General features: G+C 69.2%; 17 protein-coding genes, 2 tRNA genes and 1 pseudogene. 12 read left to right on the top strand and 8 right to left on the bottom strand.

Features of this window, described 5'->3' with window-relative positions:
- Positions 1-102: 102 nt before the first annotated feature.
- On the bottom strand, positions 103-309 hold the full coding sequence (locus ACFFIO_RS04220) for a helix-turn-helix transcriptional regulator (RefSeq protein ID WP_378040334.1): 207 nt from the start codon (positions 307-309) through the stop codon (positions 103-105).
- 128 nt (positions 310-437) lie between these two features.
- On the opposite strand from ACFFIO_RS04220, the gene ACFFIO_RS04215 reads away from it, so the two are divergent.
- From ACFFIO_RS04215 to ACFFIO_RS04205, 3 genes and pseudogenes are all read left to right on the top strand, one after another.
- A complete protein-coding gene (locus ACFFIO_RS04215; protein ID WP_378040333.1) occupies positions 438-1,094 on the top strand; it encodes a helix-turn-helix domain-containing protein in 657 nt (218 codons plus the stop codon).
- Positions 1,091-1,285 (top strand): annotated as a pseudogene (locus ACFFIO_RS04210) (Arm DNA-binding domain-containing protein); the annotation flags it as partial. The gene ACFFIO_RS04215 and the pseudogene ACFFIO_RS04210, both read left to right, overlap by 4 nt.
- Before the next feature lie 15 nt (positions 1,286-1,300).
- Complete coding sequence (locus tag ACFFIO_RS04205) at positions 1,301-2,401, top strand: tyrosine-type recombinase/integrase (protein ID WP_378040501.1); 1,101 nt, start codon at positions 1,301-1,303, stop codon at positions 2,399-2,401.
- Between the two features lie 59 nt (positions 2,402-2,460).
- Here ACFFIO_RS04205 and ACFFIO_RS04200 read toward each other — a convergent pair.
- A tRNA-Ser gene (locus ACFFIO_RS04200) sits at positions 2,461-2,548 on the bottom strand.
- 182 nt (positions 2,549-2,730) lie between these two features.
- On the opposite strand from ACFFIO_RS04200, the gene ACFFIO_RS04195 reads away from it, so the two are divergent.
- Genes ACFFIO_RS04195 through ACFFIO_RS04185 form a run of 3 tightly spaced genes read left to right on the top strand, consistent with a single transcriptional unit; the run spans position 2,731 to position 5,986 of the window.
- Positions 2,731-4,551: an HNH endonuclease gene (locus ACFFIO_RS04195; RefSeq protein WP_378040332.1), complete on the top strand. Its 1,821-nt coding sequence runs from the start codon at positions 2,731-2,733 to the stop codon at positions 4,549-4,551.
- The gene (locus ACFFIO_RS04190) at positions 4,539-5,528 is read left to right on the top strand and encodes an NAD(P)H-quinone oxidoreductase (protein WP_378040500.1); all 990 of its coding nucleotides are present in this window, start codon (positions 4,539-4,541) and stop codon (positions 5,526-5,528) included. The genes ACFFIO_RS04195 and ACFFIO_RS04190 overlap by 13 nt, the downstream gene beginning before the upstream one ends.
- A complete protein-coding gene (locus ACFFIO_RS04185) occupies positions 5,528-5,986 on the top strand; it encodes a hypothetical protein (protein ID WP_378040331.1) in 459 nt (152 codons plus the stop codon). Before ACFFIO_RS04190 ends, ACFFIO_RS04185 begins: the two co-directional genes overlap by 1 nt.
- Before the next feature lie 84 nt (positions 5,987-6,070).
- Here the strand turns inward: ACFFIO_RS04185 and ACFFIO_RS04180 are convergent.
- Positions 6,071-6,144: transfer RNA gene (locus ACFFIO_RS04180), tRNA-Thr, on the bottom strand.
- 210 nt (positions 6,145-6,354) lie between these two features.
- Between ACFFIO_RS04180 and ACFFIO_RS04175 the strand changes: the two genes are divergently transcribed.
- The gene (locus tag ACFFIO_RS04175) at positions 6,355-7,083 is read left to right on the top strand and encodes an HAD family hydrolase (protein ID WP_378040330.1); all 729 of its coding nucleotides are present in this window, start codon (positions 6,355-6,357) and stop codon (positions 7,081-7,083) included.
- 24 nt (positions 7,084-7,107) lie between these two features.
- Here the strand turns inward: ACFFIO_RS04175 and ACFFIO_RS04170 are convergent, their stop codons facing one another.
- Genes ACFFIO_RS04170 through tmk form a run of 3 tightly spaced genes read right to left on the bottom strand, consistent with a single transcriptional unit; the run spans position 7,108 to position 10,613 of the window.
- Positions 7,108-8,673 (bottom strand): alpha/beta hydrolase, encoded by a 1,566-nt coding sequence (locus tag ACFFIO_RS04170; RefSeq protein ID WP_378040329.1) that lies wholly within the window; start codon positions 8,671-8,673, stop codon positions 7,108-7,110.
- Between the two features lie 42 nt (positions 8,674-8,715).
- Positions 8,716-9,912 (bottom strand): DNA polymerase III subunit delta', encoded by a 1,197-nt coding sequence (locus tag ACFFIO_RS04165; protein WP_378040328.1) that lies wholly within the window; start codon positions 9,910-9,912, stop codon positions 8,716-8,718.
- Entirely contained in the window at positions 9,909-10,613 is a 705-nt protein-coding gene (tmk, locus tag ACFFIO_RS04160) for a dTMP kinase (protein ID WP_378040327.1), read from the bottom strand. The genes ACFFIO_RS04165 and tmk overlap by 4 nt, the downstream gene beginning before the upstream one ends.
- 80 nt (positions 10,614-10,693) lie before the next feature.
- Here tmk and ACFFIO_RS04155 point away from each other — a divergent pair, with 80 nt between their 5' ends.
- From ACFFIO_RS04155 to ACFFIO_RS04145, 3 genes are read left to right on the top strand one after another with little or no spacing between them, the layout of a single operon-like run.
- Positions 10,694-11,872, top strand: coding sequence for a trans-sulfuration enzyme family protein (locus ACFFIO_RS04155; RefSeq protein ID WP_378040326.1), 1,179 nt, complete (start codon positions 10,694-10,696; stop codon positions 11,870-11,872).
- Between the two features lie 4 nt (positions 11,873-11,876).
- Positions 11,877-12,218 carry a DUF2516 family protein gene (locus ACFFIO_RS04150; RefSeq protein WP_159548956.1) on the top strand — a complete coding sequence of 114 codons (342 nt, stop codon included), beginning with the start codon at positions 11,877-11,879 and terminating at the stop codon, positions 12,216-12,218.
- A 53-nt stretch (positions 12,219-12,271) separates the two neighbouring features.
- Complete coding sequence (locus tag ACFFIO_RS04145) at positions 12,272-13,042, top strand: phosphoglyceromutase (protein ID WP_378040325.1); 771 nt, start codon at positions 12,272-12,274, stop codon at positions 13,040-13,042.
- Between the two features lie 97 nt (positions 13,043-13,139).
- Here ACFFIO_RS04145 and phoU read toward each other — a convergent pair whose 3' ends face one another.
- The gene (gene phoU, locus ACFFIO_RS04140; protein WP_378040324.1) at positions 13,140-13,799 is read right to left on the bottom strand and encodes a phosphate signaling complex protein PhoU; all 660 of its coding nucleotides are present in this window, start codon (positions 13,797-13,799) and stop codon (positions 13,140-13,142) included.
- Positions 13,800-14,149: 350 nt separating this feature from the next.
- On the opposite strand from phoU, the gene ACFFIO_RS04135 reads away from it, so the two are divergent.
- Both ACFFIO_RS04135 and ACFFIO_RS04130 read left to right on the top strand, forming a co-directional pair.
- Complete coding sequence (locus ACFFIO_RS04135; RefSeq protein WP_378040499.1) at positions 14,150-15,286, top strand: sensor histidine kinase; 1,137 nt, start codon at positions 14,150-14,152, stop codon at positions 15,284-15,286.
- On the top strand, positions 15,283-15,963 hold the full coding sequence (locus ACFFIO_RS04130; RefSeq protein WP_378040323.1) for a winged helix-turn-helix domain-containing protein: 681 nt from the start codon (positions 15,283-15,285) through the stop codon (positions 15,961-15,963). Before ACFFIO_RS04135 ends, ACFFIO_RS04130 begins: the two co-directional genes overlap by 4 nt.
- 83 nt (positions 15,964-16,046) lie before the next feature.
- Here ACFFIO_RS04130 and ACFFIO_RS04125 read toward each other — a convergent pair whose 3' ends face one another.
- A complete protein-coding gene (locus ACFFIO_RS04125; protein ID WP_378040322.1) occupies positions 16,047-16,589 on the bottom strand; it encodes a hypothetical protein in 543 nt (180 codons plus the stop codon).
- Positions 16,590-16,760: the final 171 nt, after the last annotated feature.

Genomic DNA, 16,760 nt, shown 5'->3' with positions numbered 1-16,760 from the left:
GTTCCGAAGGGCGTTCGCGGGTCTCCCCAGACAGGTGCGAACGCCCTTCCTGCGTCTTGCGGCCTCAACTCGCGGCGCCTCGTGCGCCGGGAGTCTTCCGCCTCAAGCATTCTTGGGCTCTCCATCGAGGTAGGAGTCCAATTCGGCGCGGCTGACAAGCTTCTTCCTGCCCAGCTGCAGCACACGTACGGGGAACTCCCCACGTGCGGCCAGCTCGTAGGCGGTGCTCTTCCCGATGCCCAGCACGCGGCCGGCATACGGGAGGCTGACGGTTCGCTGTTCGGGCATTGCGGTGCTCTCGGTTGTCATCTCGTCTCCAGGTGTTCTGAATTGGTTCATTGCGTCCGGACTGGATGTAACTTAACCTAACATGACTTAGGTACATCTGGAAGCCTTCTTAGTAACCATTTCGTTTCATGCCGCTGTAGGCTGTCTGCATGTATCGACCCACTGACGAAGGGATTGGCAGTGCCATCCTCGCTGGCCGACAAATGGCGGGCATTCTCCAAGAAGAGCTCTCGGAGCGCCTTGCCGAGATGGGATTGAACTGGTCTCGCGTCACCATTTCTAAGGTCGAACGGGGGGAGAGGTCCGTTAGGGCCACCGAGCTGCCGGCGGTGGCGGCAGCCCTAAACATGACCGTTGACGACCTGTTCGTCCCGCGGGGGTCTGGGATTCAGCTCAGGCTCTCTGAGGCCCTTATTCAGATGCTGAAACTGAACGATGAGTACAAGACGGCCTCGACGGAGTATTCCCAGGCATTCGACCGGTACCGCGAGTGCGGCGACCGACTGCGCGAGGCTAGGACCTCCTATGAAGCACTGAGTGTCTTGCACGATTTCTCCAATGGCGCCCTGGAGACCGAAGCGGTCTCGTGGAGCGCTGAGGCACTGCTTGACTACTGGGAGCACGAAATCAGGCCACCGTTGGACCCTGGCGATCTCTTCGCGGCGCTGCCTGAATCGGTGTCTCATTCCCTTGAAGAGGGCGGATTGGGCGAGCTAGCGAGCGCGTTTCCGTCCGTACGATTCGGTGAGGGCGATCCGGAGAGCGAACCGTTGATCGTTGAACGTCGTGGCGAGCCCCAGTCATGAAGGGGCATGTGTGGAAGCGGTGCCCGTGCCGGCCGGAGGAGTTACCTCGAGGGAGGGACGGGCGGCCACTGGCGTGCAAGCGGCGTCACGGCACCTGGTCGTACAGATTGGATGCCGGCCCGGATCCGGTGACGGGGAAGCGGCGACGGCCGTCCAAGGGTGGCTATGCCACCCGTGGGGAAGCCGAAGCGGCGCTGTCGGACGCCATGACCGCGGTGGGCGCCGGCACGTGGACGGATGATCAGCGCCAGACCGTCGGCCAGTTCTTGGACAGGTGGCTGGCGCGGAAGGCCGCGGGGCTGAAGCCGACGACGGTGGACACGTACCGATCTCACATAGAACTGCATATCAGGCCGGAGCTGGGGCAACTGAAGCTGCGGGACCTGCGGCCGGAGCACATCTACGCCATGCTGCAGAAGGTGGCGGAGGGCCGTAGCGCGGCGATGGTCCACCGGGTGCGGTCCACGCTGCGGACGGCGCTGGCGGCCGCCGTGAAGGAACGGCTGCTGTCGTGGAATCCGGCTAGGGACCTGGACATGCCCAGGGAGACGCGGAAGCGGGTCGAGCCGTGGACGCCGGAGGAGACCGGGGCGTACCTGGACGCCGTGGCGGGGGACCGGGTGGGCGGCCTGTTCCACCTGGTGGCCTACCTCGGCCTGCGGCGCGGCGAGGCGTTGGGGCTGCGCTGGGATGACGTGGACCTGGGGAAGGGGCGGATCCTCATCCGTCAGCAGGTGGTGCAGCTGAACCTCCAGAAGCTCGAGGTGAAATGCCCCTTCTGCGGGGATCCGCACCCTGGAATGAGGGTCACGGACCCGAAGACCGAGGAGAGCGCGTCCGTGGTGCACCTGGACGCCGGCACCGTGGCCGTCCTGCTGTCCCAGCAGCTGGCCCAGGGTGAGGAACGCGAGGCCTGGGGCAAGGCGTACCGGGACCACGGGTTCGTGTTCGCCAGGGAGGACGGGACGCCGATCCGGCCTAGCTGGCTCACAGCGCGGTTCCTGGAGCTGCAGGATGGCGTGACCGTCCCGGAGGACCCGCTGAAGCCCGAAGGCGCTCAGAAGCCATTGCGGCGCGCCCGGCTGCATGATCTACGGCACGGCACTGCATCCCTGATGATCGCGGCCGGCGTGGACGTCGCCGTGGTGTCCAAAGTACTGAGGCACAGCACGATCAAGCTCACCGTGGACACGTATGGGCACCTGCTGCCGGGCGTCGGGGAGGCGGCCGCGGAGCAGCGCGCCGGCATGATCCCCCGGGCGGCGTCCAGGACCAATGGCCACAGTCCGGCCACAAATCGGACCTAGACGGCCCCCGGAAAAGCGGAAGCGGCCCCACCTAGTGGGGCCGCTTCCCTTTATTTAGGCGGATGGTAAGAGATTCGAACTCTTGGTACGGGGTTACCGCACACTGGTTTTCAAGACCAGCTCCTTCGGCCGCTCGGACAACCATCCCAGGGGGACCATTCTAAAGGCCCCGATCAGCCTACCGGTCTTACGGCAGTTCATGTCTGGGACTGTTCCGCTCCCGCAACTGTGCAGCCTCAGTCCTGCACAGGTGGGCCTTCTCCCAACTTCATCCACAACCCGGGCCGCCGCTGCATATCGTGTCCGACCACCCTCGTAGAGTAGTACACATGTTCGAAGCTCAGTCGAGTCAACGAAGCGAAGGTGACGTGTGCCGGTCCGGCGGCGGCTCCACCGGTAGCGCTGCAATCGCCCGTGCGCGGGTTCCGGTGGCTGCGGTTCCGGTCAACGCGCTTCACCTCATCGGTCTGCGCCAGGCCTTGGCCTTGATGGTCCCCGCCGCGGCCCTCAACCCTGATGAGCTGGACGCGCGGCAGGCCATTGCATCTCCGGACGGGCCCGAAGCAGAGGCCATTGACCGGATCCAGGCCCTGGAAGCACTGAAATCGGCCTGTGCAGCCGCCCAAGCCCGCGAGACCGCCGCCCTGCACACCCACCGCACCACCACCGAGGCCGCCCAAGGCATCCCCGAGGCTCGTCGGGGTCGAGGCCTGCCCGGCGAGGTCGGCCTGGCCCGCCGCACCGGAGCCCGGGGCTCCAAACAGCTCCGACTCGCCTTGAACTTGACTGCGGATTTGCCTCACACCCTGGAGGCACTGACCACTGGACGCATCAGCGAAGAACAAGCCGCCGCGATCGACCGCCAAACCCACTGGCTCACCTCATCGCAACGCCAGGCCGCCGATTCTGCCTTGGCCGGGCGGATCGGATTCCTCGGCCATCGCGAACTCGTCCAGGAGGCACAAGCTGCCGCCCAAGGGCAAGACCCCGCCGCCGCGCTCCAACGCCAAGAAGAAGCCTGCCGCGACCGGCATCTGAGCTTGGAGCCCGCCCAGACCAACCCCGGTATGGCCTACCTCACCGCCTTGCTGCCGATCGCTCAGGGCGCGGCCTGCTACCAGAACCTCACCACGGCCGCTGCCAGCACCATCGCCGAAGGCGACGCCGCCGAGAGGACCCCACAGCAGGTCCTCACCGACCTCTTCGTCCAGCGCCTCACCGGCCAGACCACCGCCGACGCCGTCCCCGTCGAGATCCAACTGATCATGACCGACACCACCCTCCTCGACACCGCCAACGACTCATCCAGCCCTGCCGGACCAGCCGGGCCCACTACCGGAACTGCTGGTCAGTCCGCTTCTGGATCCGGGCGGGAGGCGAACCTCCCGGCGTGGTTGCCCGGTCACGGTCCGATCCCGGCGCCGGTGGCACGCCGGATGATCGCGGACACCGAGGCCGAGGTCTTCATCCGCCGGCTCTACACCGCACCTGGCACCGGTCAACTCGTCGCGATGGACTCCCACCGCCGCGCCTTCTCCGGCCTGCTGCGGCACATGGTGCTCCTGCGCGACGGGATCTGCCGTACCCCGTACTGCGACGCCCCGATCCGGCACATCGACCACGCCACACCCCACCGCGAAGGCGGGCCCACCTCCTGGGACAACGCCTCCGGACTCTGCGTGCGCTGCAACCACACCAAAGAGAACCCCGGCTGGACCCACCACGCGACCGCCGGCGAACTCCGCGTCACCACCCCCACCGGCCACGAGTACACCAATCACACCCGGCCCCTCACCCCACCAGCAGAGCCAGAATGCCCGTCGACAGCACCACCGCTGAAAGAACCGCCGTCGAAGGAACCTGGACAGTCACGGGTGATCGCCTGCTCCACGAACACCACAGTGACCGCCACCCTGCCGGACAACCTCCCCCATGACATGCCAGACGGCTCGTCGCTGCGCTCAAGAGTCAGTACACGGAGGGAGAGATCGGCGCTGAGGTCACCGTTGCGCTGGGGGATGGTTCACGCGACCCTGCAACTAGGCCACACGAGTAGCCTAGAAGCAACGCTGAGAAAGTCGTTGGCCAGCCACCAGAGAAGGGGAGGACCATGTCCCAGGAGCTCCATCACCACACCATGCGGGCCGTGACGTACACCGGCGCCGGCGGTCGCGAGGTCCTCTCAGTGGAGGACCTGGCCCTTCCCGTGCCGGGGCCCGGTGAGGTCCTCATCAAGGTCACTGCTGCCGGCATCAACCGCGCGGACCTGCTGCAGCGGGCGGGCAACTATCCGGTCCCAGAGGGAGCCTCGGAGGTGCCCGGGCTGGAGGTCTCCGGAACGATCGAGGAGACCGGGGCCGGCGTCGGGAATTGGGATTTCGGCACGCCGGTCTGTGCCCTGCTGGCGGGTGGCGGCTATGCGGAGTACGTGTCGGTCCCCGCCGGACAGGTGGTTCCCGTACCCGACGGCGTCTCCCTCACCGATGCGGCCGGCCTCCCGGAGGTCGCGGCCACCTGTTGGTCCAACCTGGTCCAGAAGGCCGGCGTGGGCCGGGGCGACTGGGTGCTCGTGCACGGTGGTACGGGCGGGATCGGCTCTTTCGCTCTGCAACTGTTGAAGGCACTGGGCGCGCGTCCCGTGGCGACCGCCGGTAGCGCGGAAAAGGTGCAGCGGAGTCTCGAGCTGGGTGCTGAGGCGGCCATCAACCACCGCGAGGAGGACTTCGTGGTCCGGATGAAGGAGATCACCGGCGGCCATGGCGCGGATGTGATCCTGGACGTGATGGGTGCGAAGTACCTGGAGAAGAATGTGGCTGCTTTGGCGCAAGGCGGGCGGCTGGTGGTGATCGGCCTGCAGGGCGGTGCCTCCGGAACCCTGCCGATCGGCAAGGTCATGGGCAAGAACGCCGTGGTGACCGGGACGATGCTGCGTCCACGGCCCGCGGAGGAGAAGGCCGGGATCATGCGGGAGGTGGCAGAGCACGTCTGGCCGCTGGTGACCTCAGGAGCCATCCGCACCACCACGGACGCGGTGATCGCTCTGGACGACGTGGCGGCGGCCCAGGACCGCTTTGAAGAGGCCGACCGGACGGGCAAGATCCTGCTGGTGACCGGGGAGAGGCCTTGATGGCCGGACCGTTCGCGCGGCGCCGGCAGGCCAAGAAGGATGAGACAGAGCTCGGCACCGAACTCTGGCGCCGGAGCCATGACTGGTTCATCCGCTCGCTGGACCGGTACTGGCAGGTCGTCCAGGAGGCCCGCGCCGAGGGCAGGATCCCCGAGGACGAGTTGAACGGGCTGGTCAACGCCGGCAACGTGCTGGCCGAGTTGGCGCCCCGGGTGCGCCACCTGTGCATGGAGGCCCACCGCCACCACCCCGGGACCGGTCTGCAGGTCCCCGCCTCAGGCAGCGACGTGCACCGCATCCTCTCCCGGGCAGCGAACGACCTGGCCACCACCGCCCAGGCCGCGGCGTTGTTCCGGCTGGGGCAGGCCTCCCTGCACTCGGTGGGACGCCGGGCCGAGAAGGTCGTGGCCGCCGTGCAGGAGGCGGAAGAGGCTGCCGGGTTCCGCCCCGGAGCCTAAGACCCGCTCAAGGGCCCGCTGGGACTGGAAACGACAACGCGCCGTTGCGGGAGAAGATCCCCTCAACGGCGCGTTTCCTGTCTGAGCCCCCTGCCGGATTCGAACCGGCGACCTGCTCTTTACGAGGGAGCTGCTCTGGCCAGCTGAGCTAAGGAGGCGAACGCTGACACCCGGGGGTGCCACGGCTATCGATGATAGCGGGCCGGTGCCCCGCCCGGCAAAAGCAGAGTGAGCACACGGCGTTCACAACCCACAGATGACGTTCACTTCACGTCCAACCACAGGACAGATCGCTGCGGTGGAGTGGCCTGAACATGATGACAGGCCCGGCACCCGCCGGGCCGTCTGTCTACGGGAGGACAGTTGTGATGATGCCTGCCACCACCCAACCCCACCGGGACTTCCGTTCACGACGTCCGCTGAAGCTGGCCGTGCTGGACATGTCCGGCACCACCGTGGACGAGGGAGGCCTCCAGGACGAGGCCTTCAACACCGCGATCCTGCAGGAGGGCATCGAACCAGGCGGCTCCCGATCGGACGCGATGGTGGGGTACTTCCGTGAGGCTCGCGGCACGTCGCGGCATGAGATCTTCCGCTCGATCTTCGCCGAGGACCTGGTGGCGGCCCGCCGTGCCAATGCGTGCTTCGAGGCCACCTATGACCGGCTTCTGGCCGAACGTGGCGTCCGCCCGGTCGACGGTGCCGCGGAGGCCGTGGCCGCGCTCCGGGAGGCGGGCCTGAAGATCGTGCTGACCACCGGCTTCGCCCGGCACACCCAGAACATGATCCTGGAGTCACTGGACTGGATGGGCGTCTCCGATCTCAGCCTGTGCCCCTCGGACGCCGGCCGCGGCGTGCCCTACCCGGACATGATCCTCACGGCATTGCTGGCCCTGGACCTCGAGGACGTCCGCTCCGTCATGACGGTCGGGGACACGGCCGGGGACATCCGGGCCGGCCAGCGGGCCGGTGCCGGATTGACCGTGGGGGTGCTCACCGGCTATCACGACGAGGCCGTGCTCAGCGGTGCCGGTGCGGCCGCCGTCGTGCCCTCCATCCGGGACGTCCCGGCCCTGGTGACCGGCGTGGGCTGCTGACCCGCTGACCCGCGGGAAGACTCCTCAGTCGCAGGTCAACCCGTCCTCGGGCACCTCACCGTCGATCAGGTACCCGTCCACGGCGGTCCCGATGCACTCCCCGGCCCGGCCATAGGCGGTGTGGCCCTGGCCGTTCCAGGAGACGAGCACCCCGGATTCGAGCTGGTCGGCCAGTGCCGGGGCCCACTCGTACGGGGTGGCGGGGTCGCCCTGGGTGCCGAGGACCACGATCGGCGCTGCCCCGGGGGCGCTGGCTGGGGCGGGCTCGTCCACCGGCTTCTCGGGCCACTCGGCACAGTTCGCCCCGCCGTAGGCCAGGAACCGGCCGATGGTTGGGGAGGCCTCATCCAGCTGCTCCGCCTGGCTCCGGAGCGTCTCGGTGTCGGACGGCGCGGAGGAGTCGAGGCAGTTGATGGCCGTGAAGGCGTCGTTGATGTTGGAGCCGTACTCGCCGTCCTCGTCCCGTCCGGCGTTCAGGTCCGCGAGGTAGAGCATCAGGTCCGGGTTGCCGTTCATGGCATCGGCGACGGCCTGGGTGAGCATCGGCCAGTTCTCGTCGGCGTACAGCGGGGTGATCAGCCCCGCGACGAAGGTGGCGGCCGGGACCTGCCGCCCGTCGGAGGACGTCAGCGGGGACTGCTCCACCTGTGCCAGCAGCTCGCGGAGCTGCTGCACGCCGTCCTCCGCAGTGCCGGACAGCGGGCACTCCGGGCCGGCGAGGCAGGACTCGGCCCACGCCGTGATGGCCTTCTCAAACGCCTCGGCCTGGCCCAGGGTGACCTCGAACTCGTCGAGGGAGGGATCCATGGCCCCGTCCAGCACCATCCGGCCCACGTTGGCCGGGAACTGCTCGGCGTAGGAGGCACCCAGGGCGGTGCCGTAGGAGAAGCCGAGGTAATTCAGCTGCTGATCGCCCAGCACGGCCCGCATCAGGTCCATGTCCCGGGCCGCGGAGTCGGTGTCCACGTGGCCGAGGACCTCACCGGTGTTCTCATCGCAGGCCTGCGCATACTCTCGGGCGGAATCCCGGACCTCGTCCAGGCCCTCGTCCGTGGAGGGATCGATGTGCTCCTCGCGGGCCGCGTCCATCTCCTCGTCGGACAGGCACTCCACCGGCGCCGAGCGGGACACACCCCGCGGATCGAAACCGACCACGGCGTAGTGGTCCTGGACGGCTCCGGAGGCCACGAAGTCCAGGGAGTCCACCACCATGTCCACCCCGGACGCCCCCGGGCCACCGGGATTCAACAGCAGGTGCGGGGCGCCATCCTCGGCGCCGCCGGTCCGGACCAGGGCCAGCTCGATCCGCTCACCCTCCGGATCCGCATAGTCCAGCGGGGCCTCGACGGTGGCGCACTCGAAGTCGCCGGCATCCTGCTCGCAGGACTGCCAGGCGGGCTCCTGGGCGTAGAGGTCCTCGAGCCCCTCCGGAACGGCGGCGGTGCCCGACGTCGGCTCCGCGGCTTCAGAGTTCGGCCCACCTGGCCCACCGTCCGGCCCGCCATCCGCGGTGCAACCGGTGAGCACCAGGGCGGTTGCGAAGACGGCGGCGATGGCACCGGAGGCGGTCGGGAAGGGGTGCAGGCGCACGCGGGGTCCTTTCGGGACGATGGTCAGGCGGTGGTCAGTGGGTCAGGCCTGCTCGCCCGGACGTCGGTCCAGGATGCGGTCCGGCAGGAAACTCATCGTCATGGCTTCGAGCGCCAGCAGCGGGGGCACGTTGCCGGCCAGGCGCCGGCGGGCGGTGGCCACGGCGTCGATCCGGGCCACAGTCCGCTCGGCGGTGGCACCGTGGGCGTAGGAACCGAGTTCGTCCCGGAGGTGCTCGTTGACCAGTTCGGCCCCGGTGCCCAGCTGCAGGGCCAGCACGTCCCTGAACAGCCCCGTCATGTCGATCATCGCGCGGTCGAGGGTGTCATGCACGGAGCGCTTGTTGCGTGCCGTCTGGCTGTCCTCAAGGCGCTTGACATGGTGGCGCAGCTTGGGTGGGACCTTCTCGTCCTCACCGAGGCCCAGCGCGCGCAGCAGACCGGCCTTCTCCTCGGCGTTGCGGACCTCGGCCGAGGACTTCGCCTCCTCCTGGGTGACCTCCACCAGCTCCTTGGCCAGGGCCACCGCATCCGAGGTCGCCTGGATCCGCAGTGGCAGGTGGACCACGGCCTCACGGCGCTGCCGGGCCCCCTCGTCCCGGGCCAGCCGCCGGGCCATGCCCACGTGGGACTGGGACGCGCGGGCCGCGAACAGTGCCAGTGCCGGGTCCAGGCTGTCGCGGTCCACCAGCAGGTCCGCGACCGACTGCACCGAGGGGATGCGTAACCCCACGGGGCGGCAACGGGAGCGGATGGTCACGAGCACGTCCGCGGGGGAGGGGGCGCACAGCATCCAGATGGTCCGGGCCGGCGGCTCCTCGATCGCCTTGAGCAGGACGTTGGTGGCGCGCTCCGTCATGCGGTCCGCGTCCTCGATGATGAAGATCCGCCACCGCCCGGAGGAGGGGCGGTCCTGGGCGAGGGAGATCAGCTCGCGGATCTCGTCGATCTTGTAGGTGACGTTCTCGGTGGCCATGACCTTGACGTCCGCGTGGGTCCCCGCGTGCACGGTCAGGCACGCGTGGCAGCGCCCGCAGCCGCGCTGGGCAGGGTCCTCCCTCTCACACTGCAGTGCCTGGGCGAACGCCCGCGCGGCATTGGACCGTCCGGAGCCGGGCGGACCGGTGAACAGCCAGGCATGCGTGGGGGAGTCCATGGTCGCGGCCCGGGACAATTGCGCGACGGCGGCCTCCTGGCCCGCGAGCTCGGCCCACGCGGGTGCCACGGGTGCGGCGCTCATCGGCCGGTCCCGCGGCCGAGCAGCCCGGCGACCCGGCCCCAGACCTCGGCGGCGATCTCGGCGGCGGGCCGGCCGGCGTCGAGCACCAGGTAGCGTTCCGGGGCCTGGGCGGCACGGTCCGTGAAGGCGGTGCGGATGCGCTGGTGGAAGGGTTCGGGCTCGGACTCCATGCGGTCCGGGCCGGTGCCGCCGGCAGCCTGTTCACGGTCGGCGCGGCGGGTGGCGGCGGTGCCGGTGTCCACGTCCAGCAGGACGGTCAGGTCCGGGTGCAGCCCGCCGGTGGCCCACTCGTTGATCCCGGCCACGGTGTCCGTGCCGAGGTCGCGGCCGGCGCCCTGGTAGGCCACGGAGGAGTCCACGAAGCGGTCGGTCACCACGGTGCGCCCGGTGGCCAGGGCCGGGTCGATCAGCTGGCGGACGTGGGCCGATCGGGCGGCGGCGAAGATCAGGGCCTCGGTCACCGGGTCGATGGGGGCGTGGGCCGGGTCCAGCACGAGGGAGCGCAGCTGTTCGCCGACGTCGGTCCCGCCCGGCTCGCGCGTCAGCAGCACCTCGTGGCCCTCGGACGTCAGCCGTTCGGCGAGCAGCCGCGCCTGAGTGGACTTGCCGGAGCCGTCCCCGCCCTCGAAGGCGATGAAGAGACCCTGCGGACCGGTCGGCGAAAGGACGGGTCCGGGGGAGGTGGAGGGCTGCTCGATCACCGGTCCAGCCTAACGGCCCCTACCGTCACAACGGGCAACGATCCACAGCCCCGGGCCCCCGCCGGACGTACGATTTCAGGATGCATCCCGAAACCCTGTTGGTCAGTGCCTCCCGTCCCGCCCGGGAGGTGGATGCCCCGGTCAACGATCCGGTGCATTTCACCTCCACGTTCGTCGGCTGGGAGCCGGACGCGGCGGGGCCCCGTCGGCTCTACGGGCGCATGTCCAATCCCACGTGGGACGGCCCGGAGCAGCTGCTGGCAGCCCTGGAAGGTGTGGAGGACCCGGCCGGTCGGCCCGCCCTGCTGTTCTCCTCCGGCATGGCCGCCATCTCGGCCGCCCTGCACCTGGCCCCGAACGGCGGCCGCATCGTGGCGCCGCAGCACGCCTACCAGGGCGGGCTGTCCCTGCTGGACTCGCTGCGGCAGACCGGACGGCTGGCCGTGGATCGGGTGGACGTCACGGACGCCGAGGCGGTCCTCCGGGCCGTGCGCGGCACGGGTGCCGCGGACGGTCCCGCCAGCATCCTCTGGCTCGAATCGCCCACCAACCCCATGTTGGAGGTGGCGGATCTCGCCACCCTCACCGAGGCCGCCCACGCGGCCGGCGCCCTCGTGGTGGTGGACAACACCTTCGCCACGCCGTTGGTGCAGCGGCCGCTCGAGCTGGGCGCCGACGTCGTGGTCCATTCGGTGACCAAGTACCTGGCGGGGCACTCGGACGTGGTGCTGGGTGCCGCCGTGACGGACGACGCCGGCCTGCACCGCCAGCTGCACGCCCACCGCACGCTGCACGGGGCGATCGCCGGTCCCATGGAGGCGTTCCTGGCGCTGCGAGGCATGCGCACCCTGGCCCTGCGCCTCGAGCGCTCGCAGGCCAATGCGGCCGAGCTGGCCCGCCGCCTCGACGCGGCCCGGCGCGAGGGCACCCTGCCGGTGGCCGCCGTGACGTACCCGGGTCTGCCGGACCACCCGCAGCACGCCCTGGCCGCCGCCCAGATGCAGGGAGGTTTCGGCTCCGTGCTGACGGTCGTGATGGAGGGTGCGGCGGCCGCTGACGCCGTGGTCCAGAACCTGCGCCACTGGGTTCCCGCCACCTCCCTGGGCGGCGTGGAGTCGCTGGTCGAGCGCCGCCGGCGTTTCGACGGTGAACCGGCCACCGTCCCGGCCGGCCTACTGCGGCTGAGCGTGGGCATCGAACACGTGGACGACTTGTGGGAGGACCTGCAGGCCGGGATGGGGGCCGCGGCGGTAGGCTGAGCGCATGTACCCGTGGATTCTGGTCACGACCGTTGAGAACTGGCTCTACATCGCCTTGTCCCTGGTGGCCGTCGTGCTGGCCGTCTGGGCCTTCGGCGACTGCCTGACCCGGGGCAAGGACCAGTTCGAACGGGCCGGGCAGAAGACCAAGACCTTCTGGCTGCTCCTCACCGGGGTGGCGGCGTTCGTGGGCCTGGTGTCCATGGCCGGGGCCATCGGCAGTCTGGGCGCCGGGTTCAGCCTGTTCCAGATCGCTGCCCTGTGCGTGGCCGCCGTGTACCTGGCCGGGCCGCGCGGTGAGCTGAAGCTCTTCGGCAGCGGCGGCTCGCGCCCCTACGGGTACTGATCGGGTCTCGTCGCACGGCGAGCCTCTCGGTCGCGTCCCATTAGGATGTGGCCATGGCTGAGACACCCTACAAGCTCGTCCTGCTGCGGCACGGCCAGAGCGACTGGAATGAGAAGAACCTGTTCACCGGTTGGGTGGATGTGCCGCTGACCGCCAAGGGCCGCGAGGAGGCCGCCCGGGGCGGTGAACTGCTCGCCGCCGAGGGCCTGCTGCCGGACGTCCTGCACACCTCCGTGCTGAAGCGGGCCATCACCACCGCCAACCTGGCCCTCGAATCGGCCGATCGGCAGTGGATCCCGGTCAAGCGCGACTGGCGCCTGAACGAGCGCCACTACGGCGCCCTGCAGGGCAAGGACAAGGCCCAGATCCGGGACGAGTTCGGCGAGGAACAGTTCATGGTCTGGCGCCGCTCCTATGACACCCCGCCGCCCGCGCTGGACGACTCCTCCGAGTTCTCGCAGGCCGATGATCCCCGCTATGCAGGCCTCGGAGAGGGCATGCCGCGCACCGAATGCCTCCAGGACGTCGTCACGCGACTGCTGCCGTACTGGGAGACCGAGATCGTGCCGGATCTGAAGGCTGGCAAGACCGTGCTGGTGGCCGCCCACGGCAACTCCCTGCGCGCCCTGGTCAAGCACCTGGACGGCATCTCGGATGAGGACATCGCCGGGGTGAACATCCCCACCGGCATCCCGCTGTACTACGAGCTGGATGAGCACCTCAAGCCGGTGACCGCGAACGGCCGCTACCTGGATCCGGAGGCAGCGGCCGCGGGCGCCGCCGCGGTGGCCGCCCAGGGCAGCGCTCAGGGCCCGGCTCAGTAGTCCCCTAGCCCGCGAACTGACGAACAACGACGTCGGCCGGTCACCTTCCGCTGGAAGGTGACCGGTCGACGTCGTACAGCTGGGGTTGACCCCGCGGTCAGTCGATGGCGATGACCGGCTCCCACTCGCCGGTGGCGAGGTAGGTGACCTTGCGCGCCACGGACACGCCGTGGTCGGCGAAGCGCTCGAGGAAGCGGGAGGCCAGGGTGACGTCCGCGGTGGTGGCGGCGGAGGCATCCCATGACGGGTTGGCGACCGAGGTGAAGTTCTTGGCGTGCAGCTCGTTGATGGTGGCGTTGAGCTTCACGATCGTGGAGGCGTGTGTGAGGTCGTGGGTGGCCAGCAGCTGCTCCACCTCGGCGGAGACCTCCACGGCGTACTCCGCCATCTGGCGGAAGTCCTCACGGACGGAGGCGGGGACCACCAGGTCCGGGAACCGGCGGCGTGCCAGCTGGGCGATGTGGCGGGCCAGATCGCCCATGCGCTCCAGTGAGGAGCTCATGCGCAGGGCGGCGACGACGGTGCGCAGGTCAGCGGCCACGGGCCCCTGCAGGGCTAGTAGCTCAATGGCCTTCTCGTCGAGGGCGGTCTGCAGGTAGTCGATGCGGGCGTCATTGGTGATGACCGTCTCGGCCAGCTCCACGTCGGCCTCCTCGAAGGAGACGCGGGCCTTGTCCATGGCCTCACGCACCAGACCGGCGATCTCGGTGAGCTGGTCGCCCAACGACTTCAGATCGGCGTGGAACAGTTCTCGCATGGATGAGTCCTCAATCCGGCTGGTCGGTGATGGGGCCGCTGTGTGCAGGCGGCCACGGGCCGTTCCTGCTCTTCAGGCACGGATCCGCGATCATCTTGGCGGACCAAGGTGAACACGATCTGAACCGCGGGAACGTTCCCGTGCATATTATGCCCTGAGGCGCACCCTCCGGGCCCGAACCCCGCTCAACGCCGGGGATTCGGCGGTGGAGGTGGCGGTGGTCTCACGGGGCGGGCCCCCGACACCTGACGACGCCGTGCGCCGCGATGGGTAGTCTGGTCTGCGTGACGGATCCCGTAGTCGTAGGCGTGGTGTGCGGCCTCATCGGCTTGATCCTCGGGGTGCTCGCCATGCTGGCGTTCCGGGCCTCCGAGCGCAGCCGTGCGGTCCACCTCACCGTGGGCGAGCCGTCCATTCCGGACGGTGCCGCCGAAGTGCTCTCCGTGATCGGCCGCGCCTATGTGTTGGTGGACGCTGTCAACGGCGTGGTCCGGGCCAACCCCTCCGCCTATGCCTTCGGCCTGGTCCGTGGTCACCACCTCGTCCATGAGGACCTGCTGGACCTGACGGACCGCGTGCGCTCGGACGGGATCATCGTGGACCGCAAGTACGAGCTGCCCCGCGGCCCCCTGGGCCAGAGCACCCTGGTGGTCCAGTTGAGGGTGGCCCCGCTGGCTGATGAGTACATCCTGCTGCTGGCGGACGACCGCACGGAGATCACCCGGACGGAGGCCATGCGGCACGACTTCGTGGCGAACGTCTCCCACGAGCTGAAGACCCCGGTCGGCGCGATCTCGCTGCTGGCCGAGGCGCTGGACGACGCCGCTGACGACGAGGACGCCGTCCGCCGTTTCGCGGGCCGCATGAGCATCGAGTCCGCCCGGCTGGCCGCGCTGGTGCAGGACATCATCGAGCTCTCCCGGCTCCAGGGCAAGGACACGGTCCGGGCCGGCCAGCCGGTGGACCTGAACAAGATCGTCAACGAGGCCGTGGACCGTTCCCGCATGCAGGCAGAGGCCCGGGAGATCGACATCCGGGTGGCAGGTGAGGTCTCCGCGACCGTGTTCGGCGACCATGACCAGCTGATGACGGCGCTGCGCAACCTGATCGACAACGCGGTGCGCTATTCGCCGGACGGCACCACCGTGGGCGTGGGCCTGAGGTCGGTGCGCGGCCTGGCCCAGGTGTCCGTCACGGACCAGGGGGTGGGCATCCCCGAGGAGGAGCAGGACCGGATCTTCGAGCGGTTCTACCGGATCGACGCCGCCCGCTCCCGCCAGACCGGCGGCACCGGTCTGGGCCTCTCGATCGTCAAACACGTCATCTCGAACCACGGCGGGGAAGTGACGGTCTGGTCCCAGCTGGGACGAGGCTCGACCTTCACGGTCCGGTTGCCGGAGATGGAGCCCGATGCCGGGCAGCACGAACAACCAGTGAACCATCGGGGCATTGCCGCCCCGGCAGGCGGGGAAGGAGCCCAATCATGAGCCGCATTCTGATCGTGGAGGACGAGGAGTCGTTCAGCGACCCGTTGTCCTACCTGCTGGGCAAGGAGGGGTTCGAGGTCGAGGTCGTGGCCGACGGCAACGATGCCGTCGTGGAGTTCGACCGGGCGGGTGCCGACCTGGTGCTGCTCGACCTGCAGCTGCCGGGTCAGTCCGGCACGGAGGTCTGCCGGCAGCTCCGGCAGCGCTCCAGCGTGCCCGTCATCATGCTCACGGCCAAGGACGCGGAGATCGACAAGGTGGTGGGCCTGGAGCTGGGGGCGGACGACTACGTCACCAAGCCCTACTCCTCCCGGGAACTCGTGGCCCGCATCCGCGCCGTGCTGCGGCGTCAGGGGGAACCGGAGGAGCTGATCAGCTCCACGGTGCAGGCCGGGCCGGTGCGGATGGACATCGAACGCCATGTGGTCTCGGTGGGCGGCGAGCAGGTGTCCCTGCCGCTCAAGGAGTTCGAGCTGCTGGAGATGCTGTTGCGCAACTCCGGCCGGGTGCTGACCCGCGGCCAGCTCATCGACCGCGTCTGGGGCTCGGACTATGTGGGGGACACCAAGACCCTCGACGTCCACGTCAAGCGCCTGCGTGGCAAGATCGAACCGGACCCGTCCAACCCGCGCTACCTCGTGACCGTCCGCGGCCTCGGTTACAAGTTCGAGCCGTAGGCCGGTCCATCACAGGACGTGCGAAGGGCCGGCACCGAAGTGGGTGCCGGCCCTTCGCCGTGATGCTGTGGTGAGGATGGGCCTCAGTGGTGGCCGCCCTCTTCGGCAGCCGGAGTCTCGTACAGGTGGGCGTCCACGGACGGATCGGCCCCGCCCGGAACGAAGGGGCGGTACTCCTCCAGGGTGCCGTTCAGGATGGTGATGCCGACGGTCTCGGAGACACCGTCGACCTCGACGGTGGCGTCCACCATGGTGCCGGGGCGGCCACCGGAGCTCGGAATGATCTGCTCATTGGCCGGATCCTCGAGTTCCAGGGTGTCGTCGCCCGGCACCGAGAAGCGCGTCTGGGTGCCGGCCACGGTGATGGTGACCTCGAGCGGCTCGCCGGAGGCCGAGCCCAGGGTGCCGATGTAGCGCGCCTCGGAGTCCGGCTCGCTGGTGATCAGGGCGATGTTGCGCAGCTCGGCGTCGCCCACATTGGCCACGATTCCGTCGGACGGTGCGTACTGCAGTGTGGTGGCCTGCATGTTGACGGCACTGCAGCCGGTGGCGCCCAGCAGGGCGACGGCGGCCAGGCCGGCCACGGCGGCGTTGCGGGTGGTGGCCTTGGAAGCGGCGAACTTCACGGTGGGTTCTCCTCGGTGCGAACGTCAGGCGCTGTGCATCACCGGGTCTGCGGACACGGGTGAACACACGGCGCGGTGCTGACTCGAGACTACCGTATGCACCCGTTCGAAGGCCGTCTGCGACGCCGTGCTGGGGAGCAGGATGAAGGGGAGGCGCATTATGTCGTTTTC

Origin of the sequence: Citricoccus parietis (assembly GCF_042433045.1) — a bacterium.
GTDB lineage: Bacteria > Actinomycetota > Actinomycetes > Actinomycetales > Micrococcaceae > Citricoccus > Citricoccus parietis.
This window is presented reverse-complemented; position numbering and strand designations above follow the sequence as displayed.

What these genes read in the sequence shown, in the direction of transcription:
- ACFFIO_RS04215 (WP_378040333.1), top strand. Translation starts at nt 438, where the DNA reads ATGTATCGACCCACTGACGAAGGGATTGGCAGTGCCATCCTCGCTGGC.
- ACFFIO_RS04175 (WP_378040330.1), top strand. Translation starts at nt 6,355, where the DNA reads ATGATGCCTGCCACCACCCAACCCCACCGGGACTTCCGTTCACGACGT.
- ACFFIO_RS04220 (WP_378040334.1), bottom strand. Translation starts at nt 309, where the DNA reads ATGACAACCGAGAGCACCGCAATGCCCGAACAGCGAACCGTCAGCCTC.
- ACFFIO_RS04205 (WP_378040501.1), top strand. Translation starts at nt 1,301, where the DNA reads ATGACCGCGGTGGGCGCCGGCACGTGGACGGATGATCAGCGCCAGACC.
- ACFFIO_RS04130 (WP_378040323.1), top strand. Translation starts at nt 15,283, where the DNA reads ATGAGCCGCATTCTGATCGTGGAGGACGAGGAGTCGTTCAGCGACCCG.
- phoU (WP_378040324.1), bottom strand. Translation starts at nt 13,799, where the DNA reads ATGCGAGAACTGTTCCACGCCGATCTGAAGTCGTTGGGCGACCAGCTC.
- ACFFIO_RS04195 (WP_378040332.1), top strand. Translation starts at nt 2,731, where the DNA reads ATGTTCGAAGCTCAGTCGAGTCAACGAAGCGAAGGTGACGTGTGCCGG.
- ACFFIO_RS04150 (WP_159548956.1), top strand. Translation starts at nt 11,877, where the DNA reads ATGTACCCGTGGATTCTGGTCACGACCGTTGAGAACTGGCTCTACATC.
- ACFFIO_RS04155 (WP_378040326.1), top strand. Translation starts at nt 10,694, where the DNA reads ATGCATCCCGAAACCCTGTTGGTCAGTGCCTCCCGTCCCGCCCGGGAG.
- ACFFIO_RS04145 (WP_378040325.1), top strand. Translation starts at nt 12,272, where the DNA reads ATGGCTGAGACACCCTACAAGCTCGTCCTGCTGCGGCACGGCCAGAGC.
- ACFFIO_RS04135 (WP_378040499.1), top strand. Translation starts at nt 14,150, where the DNA reads ATGCTGGCGTTCCGGGCCTCCGAGCGCAGCCGTGCGGTCCACCTCACC.
- ACFFIO_RS04185 (WP_378040331.1), top strand. Translation starts at nt 5,528, where the DNA reads ATGGCCGGACCGTTCGCGCGGCGCCGGCAGGCCAAGAAGGATGAGACA.
- ACFFIO_RS04165 (WP_378040328.1), bottom strand. Translation starts at nt 9,912, where the DNA reads ATGAGCGCCGCACCCGTGGCACCCGCGTGGGCCGAGCTCGCGGGCCAG.
- ACFFIO_RS04190 (WP_378040500.1), top strand. Translation starts at nt 4,539, where the DNA reads ATGCGGGCCGTGACGTACACCGGCGCCGGCGGTCGCGAGGTCCTCTCA.